At 54.1% G+C, this 24,168-nt stretch carries 32 protein-coding genes and 1 pseudogene; 15 read left to right on the top strand and 18 right to left on the bottom strand.

What is annotated here, in order from left to right; translation table 11 throughout:
• Positions 1-67 precede the first annotated feature (67 nt).
• Together elbB and mtgA are read left to right on the top strand one after the other, a co-directional pair.
• The gene (gene elbB, locus WFM46_RS03815; RefSeq protein WP_159339887.1) at positions 68-721 is read left to right on the top strand and encodes an isoprenoid biosynthesis glyoxalase ElbB; all 654 of its coding nucleotides are present in this window, start codon (positions 68-70) and stop codon (positions 719-721) included.
• Entirely contained in the window at positions 718-1,443 is a 726-nt protein-coding gene (mtgA, locus tag WFM46_RS03810) for a monofunctional biosynthetic peptidoglycan transglycosylase (protein ID WP_336997081.1), read from the top strand. Before elbB ends, mtgA begins: the two co-directional genes overlap by 4 nt.
• Here mtgA and npr read toward each other — a convergent pair.
• The 12 genes and pseudogenes from npr to WFM46_RS03755 form a co-directional block, all read right to left on the bottom strand.
• Entirely contained in the window at positions 1,440-1,712 is a 273-nt protein-coding gene (gene npr, locus WFM46_RS03805) for a PTS phosphocarrier protein NPr (protein WP_032614489.1), read from the bottom strand. The genes mtgA and npr overlap by 4 nt on opposite strands.
• Positions 1,709-2,563, bottom strand: coding sequence for an RNase adapter RapZ (gene rapZ, locus WFM46_RS03800; protein ID WP_032614487.1), 855 nt, complete (start codon positions 2,561-2,563; stop codon positions 1,709-1,711). The genes npr and rapZ overlap by 4 nt, the downstream gene beginning before the upstream one ends.
• 45 nt (positions 2,564-2,608) lie before the next feature.
• Complete coding sequence (gene ptsN, locus WFM46_RS03795) at positions 2,609-3,100, bottom strand: PTS IIA-like nitrogen regulatory protein PtsN (RefSeq protein ID WP_103177194.1); 492 nt, start codon at positions 3,098-3,100, stop codon at positions 2,609-2,611.
• Between the two features lie 82 nt (positions 3,101-3,182).
• Complete coding sequence (gene hpf, locus WFM46_RS03790; RefSeq protein WP_103177193.1) at positions 3,183-3,470, bottom strand: ribosome hibernation promoting factor; 288 nt, start codon at positions 3,468-3,470, stop codon at positions 3,183-3,185.
• A 22-nt stretch (positions 3,471-3,492) separates the two neighbouring features.
• A complete protein-coding gene (gene rpoN / locus WFM46_RS03785; RefSeq protein ID WP_180209652.1) occupies positions 3,493-4,926 on the bottom strand; it encodes an RNA polymerase factor sigma-54 in 1,434 nt (477 codons plus the stop codon).
• Between the two features lie 47 nt (positions 4,927-4,973).
• Positions 4,974-5,699 (bottom strand): LPS export ABC transporter ATP-binding protein, encoded by a 726-nt coding sequence (gene lptB / locus WFM46_RS03780; protein ID WP_103177191.1) that lies wholly within the window; start codon positions 5,697-5,699, stop codon positions 4,974-4,976.
• Positions 5,700-5,705: 6 nt separating this feature from the next.
• Positions 5,706-6,260, bottom strand: coding sequence for a lipopolysaccharide ABC transporter substrate-binding protein LptA (gene lptA, locus WFM46_RS03775; protein ID WP_103177190.1), 555 nt, complete (start codon positions 6,258-6,260; stop codon positions 5,706-5,708).
• Entirely contained in the window at positions 6,229-6,804 is a 576-nt protein-coding gene (gene lptC, locus WFM46_RS03770; protein WP_103177189.1) for an LPS export ABC transporter periplasmic protein LptC, read from the bottom strand. The genes lptA and lptC overlap by 32 nt, the downstream gene beginning before the upstream one ends.
• Positions 6,801-7,367, bottom strand: coding sequence for a 3-deoxy-manno-octulosonate-8-phosphatase KdsC (gene kdsC, locus WFM46_RS03765; protein ID WP_103824984.1), 567 nt, complete (start codon positions 7,365-7,367; stop codon positions 6,801-6,803). The genes lptC and kdsC overlap by 4 nt, the downstream gene beginning before the upstream one ends.
• Before the next feature lie 14 nt (positions 7,368-7,381).
• A complete protein-coding gene (gene kdsD, locus WFM46_RS03760) occupies positions 7,382-8,368 on the bottom strand; it encodes an arabinose-5-phosphate isomerase KdsD (RefSeq protein ID WP_336997080.1) in 987 nt (328 codons plus the stop codon).
• Entirely contained in the window at positions 8,356-8,490 is a 135-nt protein-coding gene (locus tag WFM46_RS23800) for a hypothetical protein (RefSeq protein ID WP_442913441.1), read from the bottom strand. Before WFM46_RS23800 ends, kdsD begins: the two co-directional genes overlap by 13 nt.
• Positions 8,451-9,359 (bottom strand): annotated as a pseudogene (locus tag WFM46_RS03755) (calcium/sodium antiporter); the annotation flags it as partial. The gene WFM46_RS23800 and the pseudogene WFM46_RS03755, both read right to left, overlap by 40 nt.
• A gap of 228 nt (positions 9,360-9,587) precedes the next feature.
• Here WFM46_RS03755 and mlaF point away from each other — a divergent pair.
• From mlaF to murA, 7 genes are all read left to right on the top strand, one after another.
• A complete protein-coding gene (gene mlaF, locus WFM46_RS03750) occupies positions 9,588-10,400 on the top strand; it encodes a phospholipid ABC transporter ATP-binding protein MlaF (protein ID WP_103177186.1) in 813 nt (270 codons plus the stop codon).
• A 7-nt stretch (positions 10,401-10,407) separates the two neighbouring features.
• Positions 10,408-11,190: a lipid asymmetry maintenance ABC transporter permease subunit MlaE gene (gene mlaE / locus WFM46_RS03745; protein ID WP_032614466.1), complete on the top strand. Its 783-nt coding sequence runs from the start codon at positions 10,408-10,410 to the stop codon at positions 11,188-11,190.
• Between the two features lie 4 nt (positions 11,191-11,194).
• Positions 11,195-11,755 carry an outer membrane lipid asymmetry maintenance protein MlaD gene (gene mlaD / locus WFM46_RS03740; RefSeq protein WP_103177185.1) on the top strand — a complete coding sequence of 187 codons (561 nt, stop codon included), beginning with the start codon at positions 11,195-11,197 and terminating at the stop codon, positions 11,753-11,755.
• Between the two features lie 3 nt (positions 11,756-11,758).
• Positions 11,759-12,394 (top strand): phospholipid-binding protein MlaC, encoded by a 636-nt coding sequence (gene mlaC / locus WFM46_RS03735; protein WP_103177184.1) that lies wholly within the window; start codon positions 11,759-11,761, stop codon positions 12,392-12,394.
• Positions 12,394-12,687: a lipid asymmetry maintenance protein MlaB gene (gene mlaB / locus WFM46_RS03730; protein ID WP_103177183.1), complete on the top strand. Its 294-nt coding sequence runs from the start codon at positions 12,394-12,396 to the stop codon at positions 12,685-12,687. Before mlaC ends, mlaB begins: the two co-directional genes overlap by 1 nt.
• A 126-nt stretch (positions 12,688-12,813) precedes the next feature.
• Positions 12,814-13,068 carry a BolA family iron metabolism protein IbaG gene (gene ibaG, locus WFM46_RS03725; protein ID WP_103177182.1) on the top strand — a complete coding sequence of 85 codons (255 nt, stop codon included), beginning with the start codon at positions 12,814-12,816 and terminating at the stop codon, positions 13,066-13,068.
• Positions 13,069-13,120: 52 nt separating this feature from the next.
• Positions 13,121-14,380 carry a UDP-N-acetylglucosamine 1-carboxyvinyltransferase gene (murA, locus tag WFM46_RS03720; RefSeq protein ID WP_039031637.1) on the top strand — a complete coding sequence of 420 codons (1,260 nt, stop codon included), beginning with the start codon at positions 13,121-13,123 and terminating at the stop codon, positions 14,378-14,380.
• A gap of 60 nt (positions 14,381-14,440) precedes the next feature.
• Here the strand turns inward: murA and sfsB are convergent, their stop codons facing one another.
• Both sfsB and ispB read right to left on the bottom strand, forming a co-directional pair.
• On the bottom strand, positions 14,441-14,728 hold the full coding sequence (gene sfsB, locus WFM46_RS03715) for a DNA-binding transcriptional regulator SfsB (RefSeq protein ID WP_156655274.1): 288 nt from the start codon (positions 14,726-14,728) through the stop codon (positions 14,441-14,443).
• A 229-nt stretch (positions 14,729-14,957) separates the two neighbouring features.
• Complete coding sequence (gene ispB / locus WFM46_RS03710) at positions 14,958-15,929, bottom strand: octaprenyl diphosphate synthase (protein ID WP_103177180.1); 972 nt, start codon at positions 15,927-15,929, stop codon at positions 14,958-14,960.
• A gap of 256 nt (positions 15,930-16,185) precedes the next feature.
• Between ispB and rplU the strand changes: the two genes are divergently transcribed.
• The 4 genes from rplU to cgtA all read left to right on the top strand — a co-directional run bounded on the left by rplU (position 16,186) and on the right by cgtA (position 19,014).
• Positions 16,186-16,497, top strand: coding sequence for a 50S ribosomal protein L21 (gene rplU / locus WFM46_RS03705; RefSeq protein WP_042325074.1), 312 nt, complete (start codon positions 16,186-16,188; stop codon positions 16,495-16,497).
• A gap of 19 nt (positions 16,498-16,516) precedes the next feature.
• Entirely contained in the window at positions 16,517-16,774 is a 258-nt protein-coding gene (gene rpmA / locus WFM46_RS03700) for a 50S ribosomal protein L27 (RefSeq protein WP_007673187.1), read from the top strand.
• A gap of 96 nt (positions 16,775-16,870) precedes the next feature.
• A complete protein-coding gene (locus tag WFM46_RS03695; RefSeq protein ID WP_103177179.1) occupies positions 16,871-17,845 on the top strand; it encodes a DMT family transporter in 975 nt (324 codons plus the stop codon).
• On the top strand, positions 17,842-19,014 hold the full coding sequence (cgtA, locus tag WFM46_RS03690) for an Obg family GTPase CgtA (RefSeq protein WP_103177178.1): 1,173 nt from the start codon (positions 17,842-17,844) through the stop codon (positions 19,012-19,014). The genes WFM46_RS03695 and cgtA overlap by 4 nt, the downstream gene beginning before the upstream one ends.
• A 33-nt stretch (positions 19,015-19,047) precedes the next feature.
• On the opposite strand, the gene pmrB is transcribed toward cgtA, so the two are convergent.
• Genes pmrB through dacB form a run of 3 tightly spaced genes read right to left on the bottom strand, consistent with a single transcriptional unit; the run spans position 19,048 to position 22,186 of the window.
• Positions 19,048-20,091: a two-component system sensor histidine kinase PmrB gene (gene pmrB, locus WFM46_RS03685; protein ID WP_103177177.1), complete on the bottom strand. Its 1,044-nt coding sequence runs from the start codon at positions 20,089-20,091 to the stop codon at positions 19,048-19,050.
• On the bottom strand, positions 20,088-20,750 hold the full coding sequence (gene pmrA, locus WFM46_RS03680; RefSeq protein ID WP_336997079.1) for a two-component system response regulator PmrA: 663 nt from the start codon (positions 20,748-20,750) through the stop codon (positions 20,088-20,090). The genes pmrB and pmrA overlap by 4 nt, the downstream gene beginning before the upstream one ends.
• Positions 20,751-20,752: 2 nt before the next feature.
• Positions 20,753-22,186, bottom strand: a complete 1,434-nt coding sequence (dacB, locus tag WFM46_RS03675; RefSeq protein ID WP_156655273.1) for a serine-type D-Ala-D-Ala carboxypeptidase — start codon at positions 22,184-22,186, stop codon at positions 20,753-20,755.
• A gap of 246 nt (positions 22,187-22,432) precedes the next feature.
• On the opposite strand from dacB, the gene greA reads away from it, so the two are divergent.
• The gene (gene greA, locus WFM46_RS03670; RefSeq protein ID WP_103177174.1) at positions 22,433-22,909 is read left to right on the top strand and encodes a transcription elongation factor GreA; all 477 of its coding nucleotides are present in this window, start codon (positions 22,433-22,435) and stop codon (positions 22,907-22,909) included.
• Between the two features lie 152 nt (positions 22,910-23,061).
• On the opposite strand, the gene yhbY is transcribed toward greA, so the two are convergent.
• Positions 23,062-23,355, bottom strand: a complete 294-nt coding sequence (gene yhbY, locus WFM46_RS03665; protein WP_032614629.1) for a ribosome assembly RNA-binding protein YhbY — start codon at positions 23,353-23,355, stop codon at positions 23,062-23,064.
• Positions 23,356-23,477: 122 nt separating this feature from the next.
• Between yhbY and rlmE the strand changes: the two genes are divergently transcribed.
• Positions 23,478-24,104 carry a 23S rRNA (uridine(2552)-2'-O)-methyltransferase RlmE gene (rlmE, locus tag WFM46_RS03660; RefSeq protein ID WP_103177173.1) on the top strand — a complete coding sequence of 209 codons (627 nt, stop codon included), beginning with the start codon at positions 23,478-23,480 and terminating at the stop codon, positions 24,102-24,104.
• The last annotated feature ends 64 nt before the right edge of the window (positions 24,105-24,168 follow it).

The following is a 24,168-nucleotide window of genomic DNA, read 5'->3' as shown; positions in this document are numbered from 1 at the left end:
TGTGAAGCATACCGTTTTAATCAGAATCTTTAATGTGCATTTAACATTTTTCGAGAGGGATCGCAGGATGAAAAAGGTTGGCGTGGTACTCAGCGGGTGTGGTGTTTACGATGGTTCTGAAATTCATGAAGCTGTTTTGACGCTACTGGCTCTGGCGCGTAACGGCGCCGAAGCGGTCTGCTTCGCACCGGATAAAACCCAGGTAGACGTGATCAACCACCTGACCGGCGAAACGATGGCCGAGAGCCGTAATGTCCTGATTGAGGCTGCGCGAATCGCCCGTGGACAGGTTCGTCCGCTCAGCGAGGCGCGGGCTACCGAGCTGGACGCGCTGATTGTGCCAGGCGGTTTTGGCGCGGCAAAAAACCTGAGTGATTTTGCCGCCCAGGGGAGTGGTTGCCGGGTAGACGGTGATTTAAAAGCGCTGGCGCTGCAGATGCATGAAGCCGGCAAACCGTTGGGCTTTATCTGTATCGCCCCTGCGATGTTGCCGGCCATTTTTGATATGCCGCTGCGCCTGACCATCGGAACGGATATTGATACTGCTGAGGCTATCGAGGATATGGGCGGTGAGCATATCCCCTGTCCGGTGGATGATATCGTGGTCGACGAAGAGAACAGGATCGTCACCACACCCGCTTACATGCTGGCACAAACTATTGCGGAAGCGGCGACGGGCATTGAGAAGCTGGTTACGCGCGTACTGGTGCTCGCTGCATGAAGTTAAGACGTCCGAAAGCGGGTTGGTTAAGACGGATCGTCATTCGCATTCTGTTGGTTATGGCGGTCTTCTGGGGTGGGGGCATCGCCCTGTTCAGCTTTCTTCCGGTGCCGTTTTCAGCGGTAATGGTTGAACGTCAGATGAGCAACTGGCTGAGCGGTAATTTCAGCTACGTTGCGCACTCTGACTGGGTGAGTATGGATGAGATCTCCCCCTGGATGGGGCTGGCCGTGATTGCCGCCGAAGATCAAAAATTCCCTCAGCACTGGGGGTTTGACGTCGGGGCGATCGAGAAGGCGCTAGCGCATAACGATCGTAACGAGAGCCGTATCCGCGGAGCATCCACGCTTTCTCAGCAGACGGCGAAAAACCTGTTTTTATGGGACGGTCGCAGCTGGGTGAGAAAGGGCTTTGAAGCCGGGCTGACGCTGGGGATCGAAACGGTGTGGAGTAAGAAACGGATCCTGACCGTATATCTCAATATCGCGGAATTTGGCGAAGGGATATTTGGTGTCGAAGCTGCGGCGCAGCGCTATTTCAACAAACCAGCCAGCCGTCTGACGGCGTCGGAGGCCGCGCTGCTGGCGGCTGTGTTACCGAACCCGATTCGCTTTAAGGCCAGTGCGCCATCAAGCTATGTACGTAGCCGTCAGGCATGGATCCTGCGCCAGATGCGCCAGCTCGGTGGGGAAGGATTTATGCAGGCCAATAAGCTGCATTAATCCTCATCAAACCCGGCGTTGAACAGCGCAATAACCGCTGCCAGCGCCTCCACTTCCTGCGGGCCGGTGGCTTCAATTTCAATCTGACGGCCCTTTGCCGAATCCAGCATCAGCAGAGCGATTACGCTGTTGGCTTCGGCTTCGGTGCCTTCGTCGTTACGCAGCAGAACTTCCGCGTCAAATCCCTGCATCAGTTCAAATAACTTCATCGCCGGGCGGGCATGCATGCCCAGCTTGTTGGTGATTTCAACGGTCTGCTTTACGGTCATGTTTTACGTTTTTCCAGCGTACGATGACGGGACTGCACGTTTTTACCGCGCGAGCGGAAATAGTCAGCCAGTTGCTCAGCAATATAGACCGAACGGTGTTTGCCCCCAGTACAGCCAATCGCCACCGTCAGGTAGCTGCGATTGTTTGTCTCCAGCATCGGCAACCAGAGTTCAAGATAGCTGCGCGTCTGATAGATAAAGTTATGCACTTCCGTATGTCTGTCAAGGAAGGCAGCAACCGGCTTGTCCAGGCCGGTCATCGGGCGCAGCTTCGGATCCCAGTGCGGGTTCGGTAAGAAGCGCACGTCAAACACGTAGTCCGCATCAATAGGGATCCCGTGCTTAAAGCCGAACGATTCAAAGACCATCGTCAGCTCGCGTTCGCGTTTACCCAGCAGACGGGTGCGCAGCATCTCCGCTAGCTCATGGACCGACATCTCTGAGGTATCGACGATCAGATCGGCGCGCGAGCGCAGCGGCTCCAGCAGATCGCTCTCCTGGTCAATGGCACTTTCCAGCGACAGGTTTTTACTGGAGAGCGGATGCAGCCGGCGGGTGTCACTGTAGCGGCGAATCAGCGTGTTGCGATCGGCATCAAGGAACAGCAGCTGAGGTGAAAAGGCCTCCGGCAGGTTGCTCATCGCCTGCTCAAAGATCTCCGGCGATTCAGGCATGTTACGCACGTCGATGCTGACTGCCGCAGAGATCTGCCGATCCGCCAGTGAACGGGCCAGCTCGGGCAGAAGCACCACCGGCAGGTTATCCACGCAGTAAAAGCCCATATCTTCCAGCGCGCGCAGGGCGACCGATTTCCCGGAGCCCGAACGCCCGCTGACGATCATCAGCACCATGTACCGTTTCTCCTCAGGACCACAGATGTTAAAGCCATCACCCGATTACGCCTCATCCTGATTGCCTTCCGTTTCTGTAATAATTTGATAAAGCTCTTCGTCGCTCTGCGCCGCGCGTAAACGACGACAGATGGTTTTATCCGCCAGACGTTTAGCCACCAGCGAGAGCGTGTGCAGATGCGTTTTGGTCTGATCGGCTGGCACCAGCAGGGCAAACAGCAGATCGACCGGCTGGTTATCAATGGCATCGAAGGCGATAGGTGTTTCCAGTTGAACAAACACCCCTACAGCGCGCAGAGTATCCTCTTCCAGTTTGCCATGTGGAATGGCGATGCCGTTACCGATGCCGGTACTGCCCATTTTTTCGCGGGTGAGGATCGCTTCAAAGACCACTTGTGGCGCCAGACTCAGCTGTTTTGCGGCCAGTTCACTGATGATCTCCAGCGCACGTTTTTTGCTCTGGCAGTGAACGGCACTGCGGGTACATTCCTGATTAAGGACACTGCTCAGTTGTAGAGTGGAATCGTTATTCATCATAATTTCACCTAAGCGCTAACTGTACAAAGGGCCCGTTGTGTTTCACAACAGGCCGTCCTGCACCCGTTAACTGCCCGGACAATTAGTGTTGTTTCAGTTTGTCTTTATGTTTGTTTAGCTGTCGTGCCAGCTTGTCAATCAAGCCGTCGATAGCCGCGTACATGTCCTGCCCTTCCGCACTGGCATGGATTTCGCCCCCGTTGACGTGCAAGGTAGCATCCGAGATATGAGTCACTTTTTCCACTTTTAACACAACATAGACCTGGTTGATCCTCTCGAAATACTGCTCGAGCTTAGCGAATTTGGTATTCACAAATTCACGCAGGGATTCAGTGATTTCGACATTGTGTCCTGTGATGTTGAGCTGCATAGTGTCTTCCTTATCGGTTGTGTCAGACCAGTTGTTTACGCTGGTTTGACGGCGGAATGGATAAAGACTCTCGATACTTCGCAACAGTGCGGCGTGCCACCATGATACCTTGTTCGGACAGCATGGTGGTCAACTTACTGTCACTCAGCGGTTTCGCGGGGTTTTCCGCGGCGATCAATTTTTTCACCAGCGCCCGAATGGCCGTCGACGAGGCTTCGCCGCCGCCTTCGGTGTTGACATGGCTGGAGAAAAAATACTTAAGCTCAAAAATACCACGCGGACTGTGCAGATACTTCTGCGTCGTCACGCGAGAAATGGTCGACTCATGCATCTCGACGGCCTGGGCGATATCCGCCAGCACCATCGGTTTCATAAACTCTTCACCCTGCTCAAAAAACGCCTGTTGCTGCTCCACGATGCAGCGGCTGACGCGCAGTAGTGTATCATTACGGCTCTCAAGGCTTTTGATCAGCCAGCGGGCTTCCTGCAGATTACTGCGGATAAACTGGTTATCCGAGTCGTTGCGCGAGCTGGTGCACATTGAGGCGTATTGCTGATTGATTTGCAGGCGGGGAATGCTGTCGGAATTCAGCTCTACGGTCCACAGACCGTTATGTTTGCGCACCAGCACATCGGGAATAACATACTCCGGCTCGCTGGTCTGGATAGATTGCCCCGGGCGTGGATCCAGCGACTGGATCAGGTTGACCGCCTCTTTCAGGATCTCCTCTTTCAGCCGCGTGACGCGCATCAGTGAGCGGAAATCGTGGTTGGCAAGCAGATCCAGATGTTCGCTGATGATAAGCCGGGCCTCTTCCAGCCACGGGGTCTCTTTAACAAACTGCGAAAGCTGAATGAGCAGGCAGTCACGGAGATCTCTCGCGGCAACGCCAATCGGGTCAAAGCGCTGAACGCGTTTCAGGACCGCTTCGACCTCTTCAAGCTCAATCTCGTCATCGCCTATGCTCTCCAGAATATCGTCCAGCGACACGGTCAGATAGCCGGTCTCATCCACGGCATCCACAATGGAGGTGGCGATGGCGCGATCGGTATCGGAGAACGGCGTCAGTTCCACCTGCCACATCAGGTAATCCTGCAGTGACTGGGTGGTCTCGCCCTGATAGACCGGCAGCTCGTCATCCTGGTAGTCTGCGCGCGTACCGGATGGCGTGCCGGCGGTGTAGATCTCATCCCAGCTGGCATCGAGAGGGAGCTCGTCAGGCATCTCTTTTTGCTCAAGAGCATCCACCGTGTCGAGGGTCTCGTTATCCTGGGTTTGTTGCGTTTCTACCTCATCGTGAAGATCGGTTTGCTCAAGCAGAGGGTTACTTTCCAGCGCTTGCTGGAGCTCCTGCTGCAGTTCCAGCGTCGACAGTTGCAACAGACGAATAGCCTGTTGTAACTGCGGCGTCATTGCCAGCTGTTGGCTGAGCCTTAATTGCAAACCTTGCTTCATGTTCAGAGCATTTTTCTCCGTTTACGCGAGTCTTAACTTCTACCCTATCAGAGTCTGAAGTCTTCCCCAAGATACACGCGCTTAACATGATCGTCTTCGAGGATCTGCTGCGGGGTACCGTGGGCGATGAGGTGGCCCTGGCTAACGATATAGGCACGCTCACACACCGCCAGCGTCTCACGTACGTTGTGGTCGGTGATGAGAACCCCGAGGCCACTGTCGCGCAGATGCTCAATAATACGTTTGATATCGATAACCGAAATGGGGTCAACCCCCGCAAACGGTTCATCGAGCAGAATAAATTTCGGATTAGCCGCCAGCGCGCGGGCAATTTCCACACGGCGGCGTTCACCGCCGGAGAGCGCCTGGCCCATGCTGTCGCGCAGGTGTTCGATATGGAACTCTTCCATCAGCTCGTTGGCGCGATCCTGACGCTGTTCGGCGGTCAGATCATCGCGGATCTGCAGCACCGCCATCAGGTTATCGAAAACGCTCAGACGACGGAAAATTGAGGCTTCCTGCGGCAGATAACCGATCCCGCGGCGCGCACGGGCGTGCAGGGGCAGCAGGCTGATATCTTCTTCATCAATAATGATGTTACCCGCGTCGCGCGGAACAATGCCCACCACCATATAAAAGGTGGTGGTTTTACCTGCACCGTTAGGACCCAACAGGCCGACAATCTCGCCGGAGTTGACGGTCAAACTGACATCTTCCACGACGCGGCGGCCCTTATAGGCTTTGGCGAGATTCTTTGCAGTTAATGTTGCCATAACGAATTAGTTACTCTTTTTCTGTGCCGGGGCCTGATTGCTATTTTTGTCCTGCAGCTGCGATGGAACCAGTACGGTGGTCACGCGTTTGCCTTTCTCGCTGAAGGCCTGCATTTTCTGCTCTTTGACCAGGTAGGTGATCTTGTCGCCCTTGATGTTGCTGTCGAGCTGCTCCAGGTACGCATTACCGGTAAGAACAACGAAATCTTTCGCCAGCTCGTAGTGCATCTGGGAGGCGTGGCCTTTCACCGGCTTGCCGTTATCCTGCATCTGATAGAAGGTGGCCGGGTTGCCGTAGCCATCGATAATCTCTTTCCCGTCCTCACCGCCAGGACGCGTCACTACCACTTTGTCGGCATTAATTTTGATGGTGCCCTGAGTCACAACCACGTTGCCGGTAAAGGTCACCACGTTGCCTTGCATATCGAGTGATTGCGTATCGGATTCGATATGAATCGGCTGCTCGGTATCACCCGTCACAGCAAGCGCAGGCAGGCTAAGGGCCAGCAGGGCGCTGGCTATAACACAATTAAGGCTGAGTTTGTTTGTTTTGAATTTCATAAGAGGTTCTAACCTTTTCAATCAGCTCTGCGTTCTTGCTGCGTAAGTTCCCGCGCATTCTCAGACCGCTGGAATTAAATGTTGTGCCGTATAACGTGACCAGATCCTGCGATGTTACATCCTGCGTCACAAGGTTTATCTGTGCGTTATCGGTCGTGATTTTGCGCAACTGCGCATCTGCGGTCAGCGCATTCACTTCAACATGGCCATACAGATAAAGCATACGGTCATTCGTCAGTTTTGCCCGATCTGCTTTAATCGACCATGTCGGAATTTTATCGGTATCAAACGTGGTCATCACGGGTTGAGTAAACCATGAGACGCCCTGTTCGGAAAAATACTCAACGTGCTGAGCGATAAGGCGATAATTCAGCGCCCCTTCCGGGCTGTAAACGACGGTATCGCTGTGATCGCTTTTATACGTTGGATCGTTGGTGTTGACCGTCGGCGCTTGTTCGTCGTCCCGGTCAGCGAGATTCACACCAATCAGTACCAGTGCGACAAGCGTTAGCAGAATAATAACCCAACGTCTGGTTTTACTCATATCGATTGCCCTTTGGCCTCATCAAGCTTACCTTGCGCCAGCAGTAACAGGTCGCAGACTTCTCGTACTGCGCCACGGCCACCGTTAATCCGGGTGACATAGTCAGCGCGTGGGATCAAAAGCGGATGGGCATCGGCCACGGCGATGCTAAGCCCAACTTCTGCCATCACTGGCCAGTCAATAAGATCGTCTCCGACATAGGCAACGTTTTCCGGGGCAATCGCAAGTTTACCAAGTAAGTCCCTGAAAGCGACCATCTTATCGGATTGCCCCTGATAGAGATGGGTAATGCCCAGCGTTTCGCACCGATCTTCTACCAGTTTAGCCTTACGTCCGGTGATGATGGCAACTTCTATGCCAGACGTCAGGGCACAGCGAATCCCATAGCCATCACGCACGTTGAACGCTTTCAGCTCTTCACCATTATTGCCCATGTAAATCAGGCCGTCTGACAGCACGCCATCCACATCCAGGATCAGCAGGCGAATTTTCTCGGCCTGCGACATCATCTGCGCGCTTACCGGGCCATAACAGGTTGCAAGGGATGCACCCGTATTAATCATTGTCTTATCCTTCATTACACTACGCCTGCGCGCAAAAGATCATGCATATGTACCACACCCAGTAACTGGTCGCCATCGGCAACCATAACGGAGGTGATATGGCGGGACTGCATCAGGTTCAGTACCTCAACGGCCAGCGTGCCGGGACGCACCCGAATGCCGCCTGAGGTCATCACATCGGCGATACCCAGCTTACGGACATCTACACCCATATCGAACACGCGACGGAGATCCCCATCGGTAAAGATACCCTCAATCTTCATCTGATCGTTGCAGATGACGGTCATCCCCAGGTTTTTACGGGTAATTTCCAGCAGCGCATCGCGCAGGGAGGCCTCTTTACTGACGTGCGGAATTTCATCCCCCGTATGCATAATATCATTCACGCGCAGCAGCAGTTTACGTCCCAGCGCACCGCCCGGATGGGAGAGGGCGAAATCTTCGGCGGTAAAGCCGCGCGCTTCCAGCAGGGCGACGGCCAGCGCATCACCCATAACCAGCGCGGCAGTGGTGCTGGAGGTCGGAGCCAGCCCCAATGGACAGGCCTCTTTTGGCACTTTAACGCACAGGTGGATATCTGCGGCGCGCGCCATGCTGCTCTCCGGACGGCTGGTAATACAGATCAGGGGAACGTGCAGGCGTTTCAGGACCGGGAGCAGCGCCAGGATCTCATTCGATTCGCCCGAGTTGGATAACGCAATGACGATATCCTGTGACGAAACCATACCCAGATCGCCATGCGCCGCTTCGCCGGGATGGACGAAAAACGCTTTCGTGCCGGTACTGGCGAAGGTCGCTGCCATTTTACGGCCAATATGGCCAGATTTACCCATCCCCATCACCACGACTTTGCCAGGACAGTGGAAAAGTTTTTCGCACGCCAGGCTAAAGTCCTGATTAATGTATTGATCTAACTGCGCCAGACCTTCACGTTCAATCTCCAGAACCTCTTTTCCTGCTTTCTGAAAGTCAAAACCCGGCTGCAATTCTATTTGCGACATAATGCGTTTCCGTTTACCCAGAGAGAAGCGGCGAGAGCCAGTACAGCATCGCCATCCATACGACAAATCCCACCGTCAGCAGCGCACCAGCGCCCTGACCAATCTGCCTTTTTCGCCGCCAGCAGAGCAGGGCGAAAATTACGCTGACTAAGACCATCACCCCGTAATCGCGGCTGAACGCGAGCGGATTAAACGCGCCAGGGGCAATCAGGGCAGGCAGGCCAAGCACGATAGCAATATTAAAAATATTCGAGCCGATGATATTGCCAATCGCCATGTCGTCTTCACCCTTACGCGCCCCGGCGATAGCCGTTGCGAGCTCAGGCAAACTGGTACCAATGGCAATCACCGTCAGGCCGATGGTTAACTCGCTCATGGCGAAATAGTTGGCCAGAACCGTAGCGTTATCTACAATCATCTGCGTCGCCATGGGCATGATGATTAACGCCACGCCCAGCCAGAGCAGCGCGACGGGTAAGTTCCCCTCACGCGGCAGCTCTGCCACCTGTTCGCGGGTTAACGTGTCACTGCCTTGCTTTTCTGCCGCCCGGGCAAGCTTCACGATATAAAACAGCCAGATGACCGCCAGCGCCAGCAGAAAAATGCCATCACTGAGGGTTAACTGCCCGTCATATAACACATAACCCGCCAGCAGGCTGACAATTAACATTAGCGGTAATTCACGCCGCAGAACATCAGAATGCACGCGAAAAGGATGCAGTAGCGCAGCCAGGCCCAGGATGAGCAAGATATTGACGATATTGGAGCCAATAGCCGTTCCCACCGCAAGATCAACCTGATCGTGCATCGAGGCGGCCGCAGAGACGATGATCTCCGGCAGGGAAGTGCCTACGCTGACCACCGTCATCCCAATAATCAGGGGGGGAACACCCAACAAACGGCAGAGGATAGAAGCGGAGAACACCAGACGGTCGGCACTGTAGACCACCAAAAGTAAACCAATTATTAACAGTGCCGTTGCAAGAAGCATCAAAAGTCCTTTCTTCAGGTATACTCGCCGGTCCACTGAGAAAAAATCTCTGCCGCTGCATACTGTCTGTAGATGTAACGAATCCTAATTTTGACTTTATGCGCTGTAAAAGTAAAACAAATGCCAGCTTTCGCTTACCTGCAGAGGTAATATTCTGTAAAAATGTTGGGTTTGCGGCGAAATCAGGCATCAAGCTGATCCTGAACCGGCAACAGAAAGGAAATGTACATGAGCCTGAATGAGGCGAATATAGTCGATGTCCGTGGCGTCAGCTTCACGCGCAGCAGCCGGGTCATTTTTGACAACATCTCTCTCACCGTGCCCCGCGGTAAAATTACCGCCATCATGGGCCCCTCCGGCATTGGTAAAACAACGCTGTTACGCCTGATTGGGGGGCAAATTCCGCCAGGCGAGGGCGAGATCCTTTTTGATGGCGAAAATATTCCGGCGATGTCACGTTCGCGCCTCTATACCGTGCGTAAACGCATGAGCATGCTGTTCCAGTCCGGGGCGCTATTTACTGACATGAATGTCTTCGATAATGTCGCCTACCCGCTGCGCGAGCATACGCGCCTGCCGCCGGCGCTGCTGAAAAGCACCGTGATGATGAAGCTCGAGGCTGTGGGACTGCGTGGGGCGGCGAAGCTGATGCCTTCTGAACTCTCTGGTGGTATGGCCCGCCGGGCGGCGCTGGCGCGCGCGATTGCGCTGGAACCCGATTTGATCATGTTCGATGAGCCTTTTGTCGGGCAGGACCCTATCACCATGGGCGTGCTGGTCAAACTGATCTCTGAGCTGAACAGCGCGCTGGGTGTAACCTGTATTGTGGTATCTCACGACGTACCGGAAGTGCTGAGCATTGCCGACTACGCCTATATCGTAGCGGATAAAAAAATTGTGGCGCATGGCAGTGCCCAATCATTGCAGACCAACAGCGATGCGCGAGTCCGTCAGTTCCTCGACGGCATTGCAGATGGCCCCGTGCCGTTCCGTTATCCTGCGGGTGATTATCATAAAGATCTATTGGGAATAGGGAGTTAAGCCACTCATGCTGTTAAATGCGTTGGCCGCTCTCGGACACCGTGGCATAAAAACCATCAGGACGTTCGGGCGTGCCGGGTTGATGTTATTCAATGCGCTGGTCGGGAAACCGGAATTCCGCAAACATGCCCCTCTGCTGGTACGCCAGCTGTATAATGTCGGCGTGCTGTCGATGCTCATTATCATCGTTTCCGGGGTCTTTATCGGGATGGTGCTGGGGCTGCAGGGGTATCTGGTTCTCACCACTTACAGCGCAGAAACCAGCCTCGGAATGCTGGTGGCGCTCTCCCTGCTGCGTGAGCTGGGGCCGGTGGTCGCCGCGCTGTTATTCGCAGGGCGTGCCGGTTCAGCGCTGACCGCTGAAATCGGCCTGATGCGCGCCACGGAGCAGCTCTCCAGTATGGAAATGATGGCCGTGGATCCGCTGCGTCGGGTCATCTCGCCGCGCTTCTGGGCCGGTATGATTTCGCTGCCGCTGTTAACGATCCTCTTTGTCGCGGTCGGCATCTGGGGCGGTTCGATGGTTGGCGTGCAGTGGAAAGGGATCGATGCCGGCTTCTTCTGGTCAGCGATGCAAAGCGCCGTTGACTGGCGTCTGGATCTGGTTAACTGCCTGATTAAAAGCGCGGTATTTGCCGTGACGATCACCTGGATTGCGCTGTTCAATGGCTACGATGCGATCCCGACCTCTGCCGGTATCAGCCGGGCAACCACCCGTACCGTTGTTCATTCGTCGCTGGCCATACTGGCTCTGGATTTTGTGCTCACCGCACTGATGTTTGGGAAATGAGTTCATGCAAACGAAAAAAGTAGAAATTTGGGTTGGCGTATTTGTCCTGCTGGCGCTGCTGGCAGCACTCTTTTTAAGCTTTAAAGTGGCGGACGTAACGACCATCCGCACCGAGCCGACATACCGTATTTATGCCACCTTCGATAACATCGGTGGCCTGAAGAGCCGTTCTCCGGTACGTATTGGCGGGGTGGTAGTAGGGCGTGTTGCCGATATCACCCTCGATGAGAAAACCTATCTGCCACGCGTGGCGCTGGATATCGAAGAGCGCTACAACCATATCCCGGACACCAGCTCCCTCTCTATCCGTACATCCGGTCTGTTAGGGGAACAATATCTGGCGCTGAACGTCGGTTTTGAGGATCCCGAGCTGGGAACGACTATCCTGAAAGACGGTGGCGTGATTCAGGATACGAAATCAGCCATGGTGCTGGAAGATATGATTGGTCAGTTCCTTTACAACAGCAACAGTAAAGGGGGTGACGAGAATCAAGCTGCGCAGACCCCTGCGCAGAGTGACATTACGCCGCCTGTTGGCACGACGAATTCATCTCAGGAGAAGTAATTCATGATTAAACGACTGTTAATGGTTGCCATGCTGATGATTGCCCCTCTGACTGCAGCTAACGCAGCCGATCAGAGCAATCCTTATCAACAGATGAATGAGGCAGCAAAGAAAACCTTCGATCGCCTTAAAAATGAGCAGCCGAAGATCCGCTCCAATCCTGATTACCTGCGTGATGTGGTTGACCAGGAACTGCTGCCCTATGTCCAGGTGAAATATGCCGGCGCGCTGGTGCTGGGCCGTTACTACAAAGACGCAACGCCTGCGCAGCGCGAAGCCTATTTCGCTGCGTTCCGTGAATATCTGAAGCAGGCCTACGGTCAGGCTCTCGCCATGTACCACGGTCAGACGTATCAGATCGCACCGGAACAGCCGCTGGGTTCTGCGACCATCGTGCCTATTCGCGTGACCATCGTCGATCCGAACGGTCGTCCGCCAGTGCGTCTGGATTTCCAGTGGCGTAAGAACACCCAGAGCGGTAACTGGCAGGCTTACGACATGATTGCGGAAGGCGTCAGCATGATCACCACCAAGCAGAACGAATGGAGCGATCTGCTGCGTACCAAGGGCATTGATGGTCTGACCGCGCAGCTGAACAGCATCGCACGTCAGAAAATTACCCTGGAAGGAAACAAGTAATTATGTCGCAGTTGAGCTGGACCCGTGAGGGTGAGACGTTATTACTCTCAGGCGAGCTGGATCAGGATTATCTGAATCCTCTGTGGGATGCGCGGGACGATGCCATGAAGGGGGTTTCCCGTATCGACCTGAGCGGTATCTCTCGCGTGGATACGGCGGGTGTAGCGTTGCTGGTTCATCTGGTCTCAACGGGCAAGCAGCAGGGCATCCCGGTGACGCTTTCGGGCGTCAGCGACAATGTCGTCACCCTGGCCCAGCTCTATAATCTGCCGGAAGACGTATTGCCCCGCTAATTTTTTCAGTACGTTACTATCAAAAGCCCTGACAGTTTCATCGTCGGGGCTTTTTGCTTATTTAAGACCGCGCCACTTTGCTCTAAGATGTTGGGCTTGTTTTCACTACCAGATGATATAGAACCCATGGAAAATCATGAAATCCAGACAGTGCTGATGAACGCACTTGCCCTTCAGGAAGTCCACGTCTCCGGCGACGGCAGCCACTTTCAGGTTATTGCTGTGGGTGAGATTTTTGACGGCATGAGCCGCGTGAAGAAGCAGCAGGCTGTCTATGCGCCGCTGATGGAATATATCGCGGATAATCGTATCCATGCCCTGTCGATCAAGGCGTTTACCCCTACAGAGTGGGCACGCGATCGCAAACTAAACGGTTTTTGAGCTGAGGGTGATTTGCCCGCAGCACGGTTGAATTCATACAGAGAGTAATTACATGGACAAATTTCGTGTTCAGGGGCCGACGCGTCTCCAGGGCGAAGTCACAATTTCCGGCGCTAAAAATGCCGCGCTGCCGATCCTCTTCGCCGCACTGCTTGCGGAAGAGCCGGTAGAGATCCAGAACGTACCGAAGCTGAAAGACATTGATACCACCATGAAACTGCTCGGCCAGTTGGGTACCAAGGTTGAGCGTAACGGATCCGTATGGATCGATGCCAGCAACGTAAATAACTTCTCTGCCCCTTACGATCTGGTGAAGACCATGCGCGCATCCATCTGGGCGCTGGGTCCGCTGGTAGCCCGTTTTGGGCAGGGCCAGGTCTCTCTGCCAGGCGGGTGCGCCATTGGTGCGCGTCCGGTGGATCTGCACATTTTTGGCCTTGAGAAGCTGGGCGCAGAAATTAAGCTGGAAGAGGGCTACGTGAAGGCCTCCGTGAATGGCCGTCTGAAAGGCGCCCACATCGTGATGGACAAGGTAAGCGTTGGCGCTACCGTCACCATCATGTCCGCAGCGACGCTGGCCGAAGGGACCACCATCATCGAGAACGCCGCGCGCGAGCCGGAGATCGTGGATACCGCGAACTTCCTGAATACGCTGGGCGCGAAGATCACCGGTCAGGGCACCGATCGTATTACCATTGAAGGCGTTGCACGTCTGGGTGGTGGTGTATATCGCGTCCTGCCTGACCGTATCGAAACCGGGACCTTCCTGGTCGCTGCAGCCATCTCCGGCGGTAAGATCGTCTGCCGCAACGCCCAGCCTGATACGCTGGACGCGGTACTGGCAAAACTGCGCGAAGCGGGTGCCGATGTTGAAACTGGCGAAGACTGGATCAGCCTGGATATGCACGGTAAGCGTCCGAAAGCCGTTAACGTGCGTACCTCTCCGCATCCGGCATTCCCGACCGATATGCAGGCCCAGTTCACTCTGCTGAACCTGGTGGCGGAAGGGACGGGTGTGATCACTGAAACGATCTTTGAAAACCGTTTTATGCACGTACCGGAACTGATCCGTATGGGCGCACACGCTGAGATCGAAAGTAATACCGTGATCTGTCATGGCGTAGAGAAACTGTCTGGTGCTCAGGTGATGGCAACCGATCTGCGTGCTTCTGCGAGCCTGGTGCTGGCAGGTTGTATTGCGGAAGGTACGACGCTCGTGGATCGTATTTATCACATCGATCGCGGCTATGAACGCATTGAAGATAAACTGCGCGCCCTGGGTGCAAATATTGAGCGTGTAAAAGGCGAGTAATCGTCCCGGCAGCCCCCTGCCACATTGACCGGGGGGTTGCTAGTCCCGTTTAGATGAGCGTCATTCCTGGCGCTCTTTTTCTTGTTTTTTCTGGCGCATCATGCGCGTTCTGTCGACAAATTCGTGCGTGATCGGGTCGTGGTAGCGCGATGGCCAGATAATCCAGGGGTCAGTGCCGAGTGCCGTAGCAATGATCAGTTCTCCCTTTGGCCAGGGGCGAGTCAGCGCATTTGCCAGGGTGGATGAACTCAGGCCATTACGGCGGGATTCTGCAGCAAGCGATGTTCCCTTTTTACGCAGCGCGGCGATGATATCGGCCGAGTGCCAGTCGGTAAATTTCTTATCCATTCAGCTATCCCTCTGTTCGGGTACATGTACGTCATTTCCTCTTAAATGACAGTGTTACTATACCTTCTTCGAACATCGGTTCTAAAAAGTTCGCATTACAGGAGGCAATATTCGGATTTTGCCAGGGCTTTAATCATGCGGCCTGTAAGCGGATTATTTAACAATTTGATGGATAAAAACTGGAGCTTATTGGAACTCTCTTTTCACGCAAAAGAGAGTTCATTGAGGATTATCGATCGCGCTGAACGGCAATATGCGCGAGCCCGATCAGGGCATCTCGCCATGGGCTGTCCGGGATGACCTGAAGTGCGGCGATCGCTTTATCGGCCTCTTCCTCTGCACGCTGGCGCGTCCATTCCAGGGAACCACAGGTTGCCATTGCTTCCAGTACTGGTTCCAGAAGGTGTCGGCCGTTTCCTTGCTCAATGGCTTCGCGGATAAGCTTAGCCTGCTCAGGGGTGCCGTTACGCATAGCATGCAGCAGCGGCAGCGTCGGTTTACCTTCGTTCAGGTCATCACCGACGTTCTTGCCGAGCGTTTCGCCGTCGGCGCTATAGTCGAGCAGATCGTCAATCAGCTGGAAGGCGGTGCCAAGGTAGCGCCCGTAATCCTGCAGCCCACGCTCCTGCTCGTCAGTACAGCCGGCCAGAATACCGGAGCACTGGGCAGCGGCCTCAAACAGACGGGCGGTTTTGCTGTAGATCACCCGCATGTAGCTCTCTTCGGTGATGTCCGGGTCGTTGACGTTCATCAGCTGCAGAACTTCACCTTCCGCGATGACGTTCACCGCTTTGGACATCACTTCCAGGATCTTCAACGATCCCAGGCTGGTCATCATCTGGAAAGCGCGCGTATAGATAAAATCGCCTACCAGTACGCTGGCTGCATTGCCGAACGCGGCGTTGGCAGTGGCTTTGCCACGACGCATATCGGACTCATCGACAACGTCATCATGCAGCAGCGTGGCGGTATGGATAAATTCGATCAGCGCTGCGATCGTTACGTGCGCGTTCTCCTGATAGCCGACCGCGCGGGCGGCCAGCACAGCGATCATCGGACGGATGCGTTTACCCCCGCCGCTGACGATGTAATAACCCAACTGATTGATTAGTTGAACGTCAGAATCGAGCTGTTCCAGGATCGCTGCATTCACACCCGCCATATCTTGCGCGGTTAACTCATTGATTTTTTCTAAATTCATCGCAAAAGCCGGGCTTTAAGTCCTGTTTACCACATATCAAATGGGCTAACGAAGGGTTCGGTTTATCAATAGTAGCGCTGATTGTACTGAAAAAACGCGGCAGATAAACGTTACCGTACGTGTTGTGTTTTTTTTCTTCATGTATTGACTGTAGCACTTGTCAAAGGCTCGCGTTTTGCGTAATATTCGCGCCCTATTGTGAATATTTATAGCGCACTCTGAATCACACGAGGATGTGCGCGGAAGCGGAGTTTATATGTACGCGGTTTTCCAAAGTGGTGGTAAACAACACCGAGTAAGCGAAGGTCAGACCGTTCGCCTGGAAAAGCTGGACATCGCAACTGGCGAATCTATTGAATTCGCTGAAGTTCTGATGATCGCAAACGGTGAAGAAGTCAAAATCGGCGTTCCTTTCGTTGATGGCGGCGTTATCAAAGCTGAAGTTGTTGCTCATGGTCGTGGCGAGAAAGTTAAAATCGTTAAGTTTCGTCGTCGTAAACACTACCGTAAGCAGCAGGGCCACCGTCAGTGGTTCACTGATGTGAAAATTACTGGCATCAGCGCCTAAGACCTGAGGAGAGATTTAAATGGCACATAAAAAGGCTGGCGGCTCCACACGTAACGGTCGCGATTCAGAAGCTAAACGCCTCGGCGTTAAGCGTTTCGGTGGCGAAACCGTTCTGGCGGGTAGCATCATCGTTCGTCAGCGTGGCACTAAGTTCCACGCGGGTAACAACGTAGGTTGCGGTCGTGACCACACTCTGTTTGCTAAAGCAGACGGTAAAGTGAAATTTGAAGTTAAAGGCCCGAACAACCGTAAATACATCAGCATTGTTGCTGAGTAAGGTTTTCTCGGTCCGGTAACGGATTAAAGCCCCGCAACGTGTTGCGGGGCTTTTTACATTGGAAACCCGGTAATTTTTTCGGTAGGGAAAACGGGCATGAAGCAGCAGGCCGGCATTGGTATTCTTTTGGCGCTCACTACCGCAATGTGCTGGGGTGCGCTGCCAATTGCAATGAAGCAGGTCCTAGAAGTGATGGAGCCGCCAACGGTGGTCTTCTACCGCTTCCTGATGGCCGGTATTGGATTGGGCATTATCCTTGCGCTAAAGGGTAAGCTTCCTCCGCTGCGCATCTTTCGCAAACCGCGCTGGCTGGTGCTGCTGGCGATTGCGACAGGCGGCCTGTTCGGGAACTTCATTCTGTTCAGTTCTTCCCTGCAATACCTCAGTCCCACGGCCTCGCAGGTTATTGGCCAGCTCTCGCCGGTAGGCATGATGGTTGCCAGCGTCTTTATCCTGAAAGAGAAGATGCGCGGCACGCAGATTATCGGGGCACTGATGCTGCTTTGCGGTCTGGTGTTGTTCTTCAATACCAGTCTGATAGAGATTTTTACCCGCCTGACGGATTACACCTGGGGTGTGATTTTTGGGGTGGGCGCGGCGGCGGTATGGGTAAGTTATGGCGTCGCGCAAAAGGTGTTATTACGCCGTCTGGCGTCACAGCAGATTCTGTTTTTGCTGTACACTTTATGTACTATTGCCCTGTTGCCACTGGCGAAGCCGGGAGTCATTTCCCAGTTAAGCGACTGGCAGCTGGCGTGTCTGATCTTTTGTGGTCTGAACACATTAGTGGGTTATGGCGCGCTGGCAGAAGCGATGGCGCGCTGGCAGGCAGCGCAGGTAAGTGCGCTGATTACGCTGACGCCACTGTTTACACTGTTATTTTCAGATTTATTATCAATGGCCTGGCCCGATTTCTTCGTCAAACCGATGTTAAACCTGTTGGCTTATCTCGGTGCGTTTGTCGTGGTTGCGGGCGCGATGTATTCCGCCATTGGTCATCGTCTTTGGGGACGTTGGCGCAAAAATGAAGCGGCCCCCGCTCAGGCGAATGATTTACGGAGAGTAAAATGAAGTTTGTTGATGAAGCAACGATCCTGGTCGTGGCAGGTGATGGCGGTAATGGTTGCGTAAGCTTCCGCCGCGAAAAATACATTCCCCGTGGCGGCCCTGACGGCGGCGACGGCGGCGACGGCGGTGACGTGTGGTTAGAGGCGGACGAAAACCTCAACACCCTGATCGATTACCGTTTCGAAAAATCATTCCGTGCTGAGCGCGGTCAGAATGGCCAGAGCCGTGACTGTACCGGTAAACGCGGAAAAGACGTCACGGTTAAAGTCCCTGTCGGAACGCGCGTTATCGATCAGGGTACTGGCGAAACCATGGGTGATATGACCAAGCATGGTCAGCGCCTGATGGTCGCTAAAGGCGGTTGGCATGGTCTGGGTAACACCCGTTTCAAATCCTCCGTTAACCGTACCCCGCGTCAGAAGACGATGGGTACGCCGGGTGATAAGCGCGATCTGCAGCTGGAACTGATGCTGCTGGCGGACGTGGGTATGCTGGGGATGCCAAACGCAGGTAAATCCACCTTTATCCGTGCTGTCTCTGCGGCCAAACCAAAAGTGGCCGACTATCCGTTTACCACCCTGGTCCCCAGCCTCGGCGTAGTGCGTATGGACAACGAGAAGAGCTTCGTCGTGGCCGATATCCCGGGCCTGATCGAAGGCGCTGCCGAAGGGGCTGGCTTGGGTATTCGCTTCCTGAAGCACCTTGAGCGTTGCCGCGTTCTGCTGCACCTCATCGATATCGATCCTATCGACGGTTCCGATCCGGTGGAAAACGCCCGTATTATTATCGGCGAGCTGGAAAAATACAGCGACAAACTGGCTGCCAAGCCGCGCTGGCTGGTCTTCAACAAGATCGACCTGATGGATAAAGCGGAAGCCGAAGCGAAGGCGAAAGCCATTGCCGAAGCGATGGGCTGGGAAGACAAGTACTATCTCATCTCCGCCGCAAGCCAGATGGGCGTGAAAGAGCTGTGCTGGGATGTGATGACCTTCATCATCGAGAACCCGGTAACGCAGGCAGAAGAAGCGAAACAGCCTGAGAAAGTCGAATTCATGTGGGATGACTACCACCGTCAGCAGCTTGAAGAGCAGGTGGAAGAAGACGACGAAGAGTGGGATGACGACTGGGATGAAGATGACGAAGAAGGCGTCGAATTCATCTATAAGCGTTAAGACCGTCAAGAGCCCCCTTATCAAGGGGGCTTTTTAATTCAGTGTTTCTGGCAGCCAGCAGGTGACTATCAAGCCGCCTTCGGGGCGATTCTCCAGCGTCAGCTTGCCGCGATGCAGCTGTACAATACGCTGAACGATGCTCAGCCCCAGCCCGCTTCCGCCATAGCGTTGATCGATGCGGCGAAACGGCTCGGTAATCGACTGGCGATGGGCTTCATCTATGCCAGGCCCCTGATCGCTGACGCTCACCTGCGTACCGCCGTCGACCTCCTGCATGGCGACTTCAATAGTGGTTCCCGCCGGGCTGTAACGCACTGCGTTTTCCAGCAAATTGCGCAACATTAGCCGTAACAGGATTGCATCGCCCTGTACGTTCTGTGGGCTCGCCTGCGGCCAGATGAGGGTATGGCTTTTTACCTCATTCTCCAGCGCCAGCGGCGCAATAATGGCTTCGCTCCAGTTAACCGTGTCGTAGTGGCCGCTGGCCATAGCTTGACCCGCCCGGGCCAGCATTAGCAGCTGCTCTACGGTATGCATCAGTTGATCGATTCGGGTAATCAGCGTCGTCGCCTGAGGCGAGCCTGACTGCGCCATCAGCTCCAGATGCAGGCGAATACCCGCCAGCGGCGTACGCAGCTCATGTGCGGCATCAGCGGTGAACAGGCGCTCCTGCTGAATGGTTTGATCCAGCCGGGCGAGCAGTTGATTCAGCGAGGTGGTGACGGCGCCTATTTCCTCCATATCGGAGTACATCGGCAGCGGCGTAAGATTATCGGCAGAACGGTTCGCAAGGCTGGTGCGTAGCTGATTCAGCGGACGGGTGATCCAGCTGACGGCCCAGAAAGAGAAGAGCAGGGTAAACCCGACCATCACCAGCGAAGGGACCAGCAACGAGGCGATCGCCTCCCGGATCTCTTTCTCGACATGCTGGTTGCGGGATTTTGCCGACAGCGTCTCGCTCACCAGAAAGCTAATTTGCTCCCGGCTCTCATGCCAGAGCCAGATGACGCTGATCAGTTGAAAGAAAAGCAGAATGACTGCCAACAGCACCATCAGACGACGGCGCATGCTGTTCATTTTTGACTCTCAAGGCGATATCCCACGCCGCGTACCGTTTTGATTCGGTCTTTGCCCAACTTGCGTCGCAGATTATGAATATGCACCTCCAGCGTATTAGAGCCGGGATCGTCCTGCCAGGAGTAAATATCCTGCTGCAAGGTTTCCCGGTGGACGGTCTGACCGGTGCGCATAATCAGCCGGGTTAGCAGAGCAAACTCTTTAGGGGTCACTTCGACCGGCTGGGATTGCTGTAAAACCTGCTGGGTTTGCAGATTTAACGTCAGATCGCCATCGCTGAGCAGGTTATCGCTGTGCCCCTGGTAGCGCCGGATCAACGCTCTGGCGCGCGCCTGAAGTTCTGCCAGCGCAAAGGGCTTCACCAGATAGTCATCGGCACCGGAGTCCAGGCCGTTAATCCGGTCTTCCAGCGCGTCGCGGGCGGTCAGGATCAGCACAGGATTATCGATACCCCGTCGGCGCCACTGGCTTAGCAGGGTGGCGCCGTCTTTATCGGGCAGGCCAAGATCGAGGATCACCAGGCTGTATTCGCCGCTCTGGATAAGGCAATCAGCTTCGGCGGCGGTACCCGCGCAATCAAGCGTGTAACCTTCAGCCGAGAGCGCCAGCGCCAGTCCTTCCTGTAACAGCAGATCGTCTTCAACAATGAGTAATTTCATCGCTAGTTGTTCTGATAAATGTCCTTGTAAAGCCGGCTTTCAAAGCGCACCAGCGGGATACGGCGGTTACGCTGGTCGGCAGGTTCCACCGCGTAGCCAGAAAGATACTGCACAAATGCCATCCGCTGTCCGCTGGCGGTGGTAATAAACCCGGCAAGGTTATACACCCCCTGCAGGGAGCCCGTTTTGGCGGAGACTTTGCCATCGACGCCCGCGGCGTGCAGGCCCGCACGGTACTGCAGGGAGCCGTCATAACCGGCAAGCGGCAGCATTGAGATAAAGTTTAGTTCAGTGTCGTGCTGAGCAATGTACTGAAGGACCTGCATCATGGTGGCAGGAGAGATCAGGTTATGGCGCGACAGACCCGAACCATCGACCGCGATGGTGTTGCCAAGATCGATGCCAGCCTGCTGGCGGAGGATCTGACGAACCGCATCTGAACCGGCACGCCAGGTGCCAGGTACGCCAAAGCGGGCATGCCCAATCATGCGAAATACGGTATCGGCGATCATGTTGTCCGATTTTTTCAGCATGATCTTCAGCAGATCGTGCAGCGGCGCCGACTGCTTACTGGCAATCACGGTGCCGGGCTCGTTGCTCTGCGTCTGACGCAGCAGGGTACCGCTGTAAGTGATGTTGGCCTGCTTCAGTTCATTCTTGAGGATCGCCCCGGCATAGCTTGCGCCATCCTGAATGGCGAAGGCCAGCGGCAGTGGATCGGCCCGCTGCGTCAGGCAGCCGGTCAGGGTAAAGCGGTTCAAATCGCCCGGGACGACATCCAGTTCGCAGTATTGCGCTTCCGGGGAACCTTTCGCCAGGGTACGCACCTGGCTGAACATGTTGACCGGATAGTAAGAGGCCACCCGAATGAAGGCTAAATCGTTCGGTTTGGGCGCGCTATATAACGAAATGGAGAAGCAGTTGCGATCGACGATCGCGGCCGCGGGCGGGGCGCTAAAGCACTGAGTCATATCATTCCACGGCCAGCCGGGGGCTTTATCGTGGCTGGCAAAAATGGACGTATCGATAAGCACATTGCCTTCAATGCGCTGTACGCCAGACTTCTTTAGCACGGCGACCATGTTGCGGATATCCTGACGCTTAAATGTCGGATCGCCGCCAAAACGGGCAATAAGATCGCCTTTCAGCACGCCGTTCTCAATGTTGCCTTTGCTTTCAAGCGTGGTCGTAAAACGAAAGTCGGGCCCAAGCTGCAGCAGGGCAGCCAGCGCCGTGATCACCTTTTGGGTACTGGCAGGCAGTGCCATCTGCTGGCTGTGATAATCAATCTCAGGCGCCTGAGCCCCCACCTTTTGCACGACCAGGGCAAGATTGGCGCCATCGGGCAGCTGATTAATATACTCATCAACGTTCGCTGCCTGGACAGTGAACGCAATAGTGGTGGTCAATCCGATGATAAATCTGGAAAATCGCATAATCTCGCGCTAACAACCCGGAAACAAACCGTCATACTACGGCCCAACGCCCTGTAAAGTAAACGATGACCCATACTGAACTTCGCGTTAAAATACGTATCAAACTGAAAAATTGCTGCTGACCTGGAACATTGTTTCCGGGTCAGTTTTCTTTTGCTTCTGACCTGTGCCAGGCTGTGATGCCTGCGGGGCCAGTAGTCGGGTCGGTTAACCGTACCTAACAGGAATGTCAAAGAGGTATAACAAATGCAAGCTATTCCGATGACCTTACGTGGTGCTGAAAAACTGCGTGAAGAGCTGGATTTTTTGAAATCTGTTCGCCGCCCTGAAATCATCGCCGCCATTGCGGAAGCACGTGAGCATGGCGATCTGAAAGAGAATGCTGAGTATCACGCCGCGCGTGAGCAGCAGGGGTTCTGCGAAGGGCGTATCAAAGATATCGAAGCCAAGCTGTCAAATGCGCAGGTGATTGATATCACAAAAATGCCAAATAACGGACGCGTGATTTTTGGCTCTACCGTCACCGTGATCAACCTGGATACAGACGAAGAGGTCTCCTACCGCATCGTGGGTGATGACGAGGCTGATTTTAAGCAGAATCTGATCTCAGTAAACTCGCCAATCGCACGCGGTCTGGTGGGGAAAGAGCAGGACGATGTCGTCACCATCCGTACGCCAGGCGGCGAAGTGGAATTCGAAATTACCAAGGTTGATTACCTGTAATTCGCATCCCCGGACAGATGTTGATAGATTGTAAAGATAGGAAAAAGGCCGCATAGCGGCCTTTTATCAACTCAAGGAGCATGGCATTTTGCTCACCTGCTAAAGAAAAACCCCTCGTTTTACACAGTAAATGTGTTCAATTCAGGATAATCTTAGCGTGGCAGCGAGATTTTACGCTCTTTAGATGGGCGGTAGAGCACCAGCGTTTTACCGATGACCTGTACATTACAGGCGCCGGTCTCGCGCACGATTGCTTCCACGATCAAGGTCTTGGTGTCTCTGTCTTCAGAGGCGATTTTCACCTTGATTAATTCGTGGTGCTCCAGCGCTTGTTCAATCTCGGCCAGTACCCCTTCGGTCAAACCATTGTTGCCAAGCATAACTACAGGCTTGAGCGGATGTGCCAGACCTTTAAGGTGCTGTTTTTGTTTAGTACTCAGATTCATCGTATATTTTTGCTTACGTTGGGATTGAAAACGGTTCATTCTACCGCCATCTCCCTAATATCGCCAAATTGCTGAGTGGAAATTTACACCACAGGCTACGATGAACCAGGACGGAAAGTTAAATGACAGGTAAAAAGCGTTCTGCTAGCTCGAGCCGCTGGCTCCAGGAACACTTTAGCGATAAATATGTTCAACAGGCACAGAAAAAGGGGTTACGTTCCCGTGCCTGGTTTAAACTTGATGAAATACAGCAAAGTGACAAACTCTTTAAACCGGGGATGACAGTTGTTGACCTCGGTGCAGCGCCCGGTGGATGGTCGCAATATGCGGTAACGCAAATCGGCGGAACGGGCCGAATTATCGCCTGCGATCTTTTACCTATGGATCCTATCGTTGGTGTGGACTTCCTTCAGGGCGATTTTCGTGATGAATTAGTACTGAAAGCGTTACTTGAACGGGTAGGTGACAGTAAAGTTCAGGTTGTCATGTCCGATATGGCGCCAAATATGTGTGGAACACCGGCGGTGGATATCCCCCGCTCCATGTATCTGGTAGAACTGGCGTTAGAAATGTGTCGTGATGTATTAGCGCCGGGTGGTAGTTTTTTAGTAAAGGTGTTCCAGGGCGAAGGTTTCGAGGAGTATCTGAAGGAAATTCGCTCCCTGTTTACGAAGGTCAAAGTTCGTAAACCGGACTCTTCGCGTGCGCGTTCACGTGAAGTGTATATTGTAGCGACCGGGCGAAAATGATAACCGGTGAATTTCAGGCGAAAGTTTGAAATAAATCGGATACAGAGTATCCTGACGCTGTTTT

Source organism: Leclercia sp. M50, assembly GCF_037150775.1.
Taxonomy (GTDB): domain Bacteria; phylum Pseudomonadota; class Gammaproteobacteria; order Enterobacterales; family Enterobacteriaceae; genus Enterobacter.
Note: the sequence above shows the minus strand (reverse complement) of the source record. Positions and strands in the feature narration are given on the sequence as shown.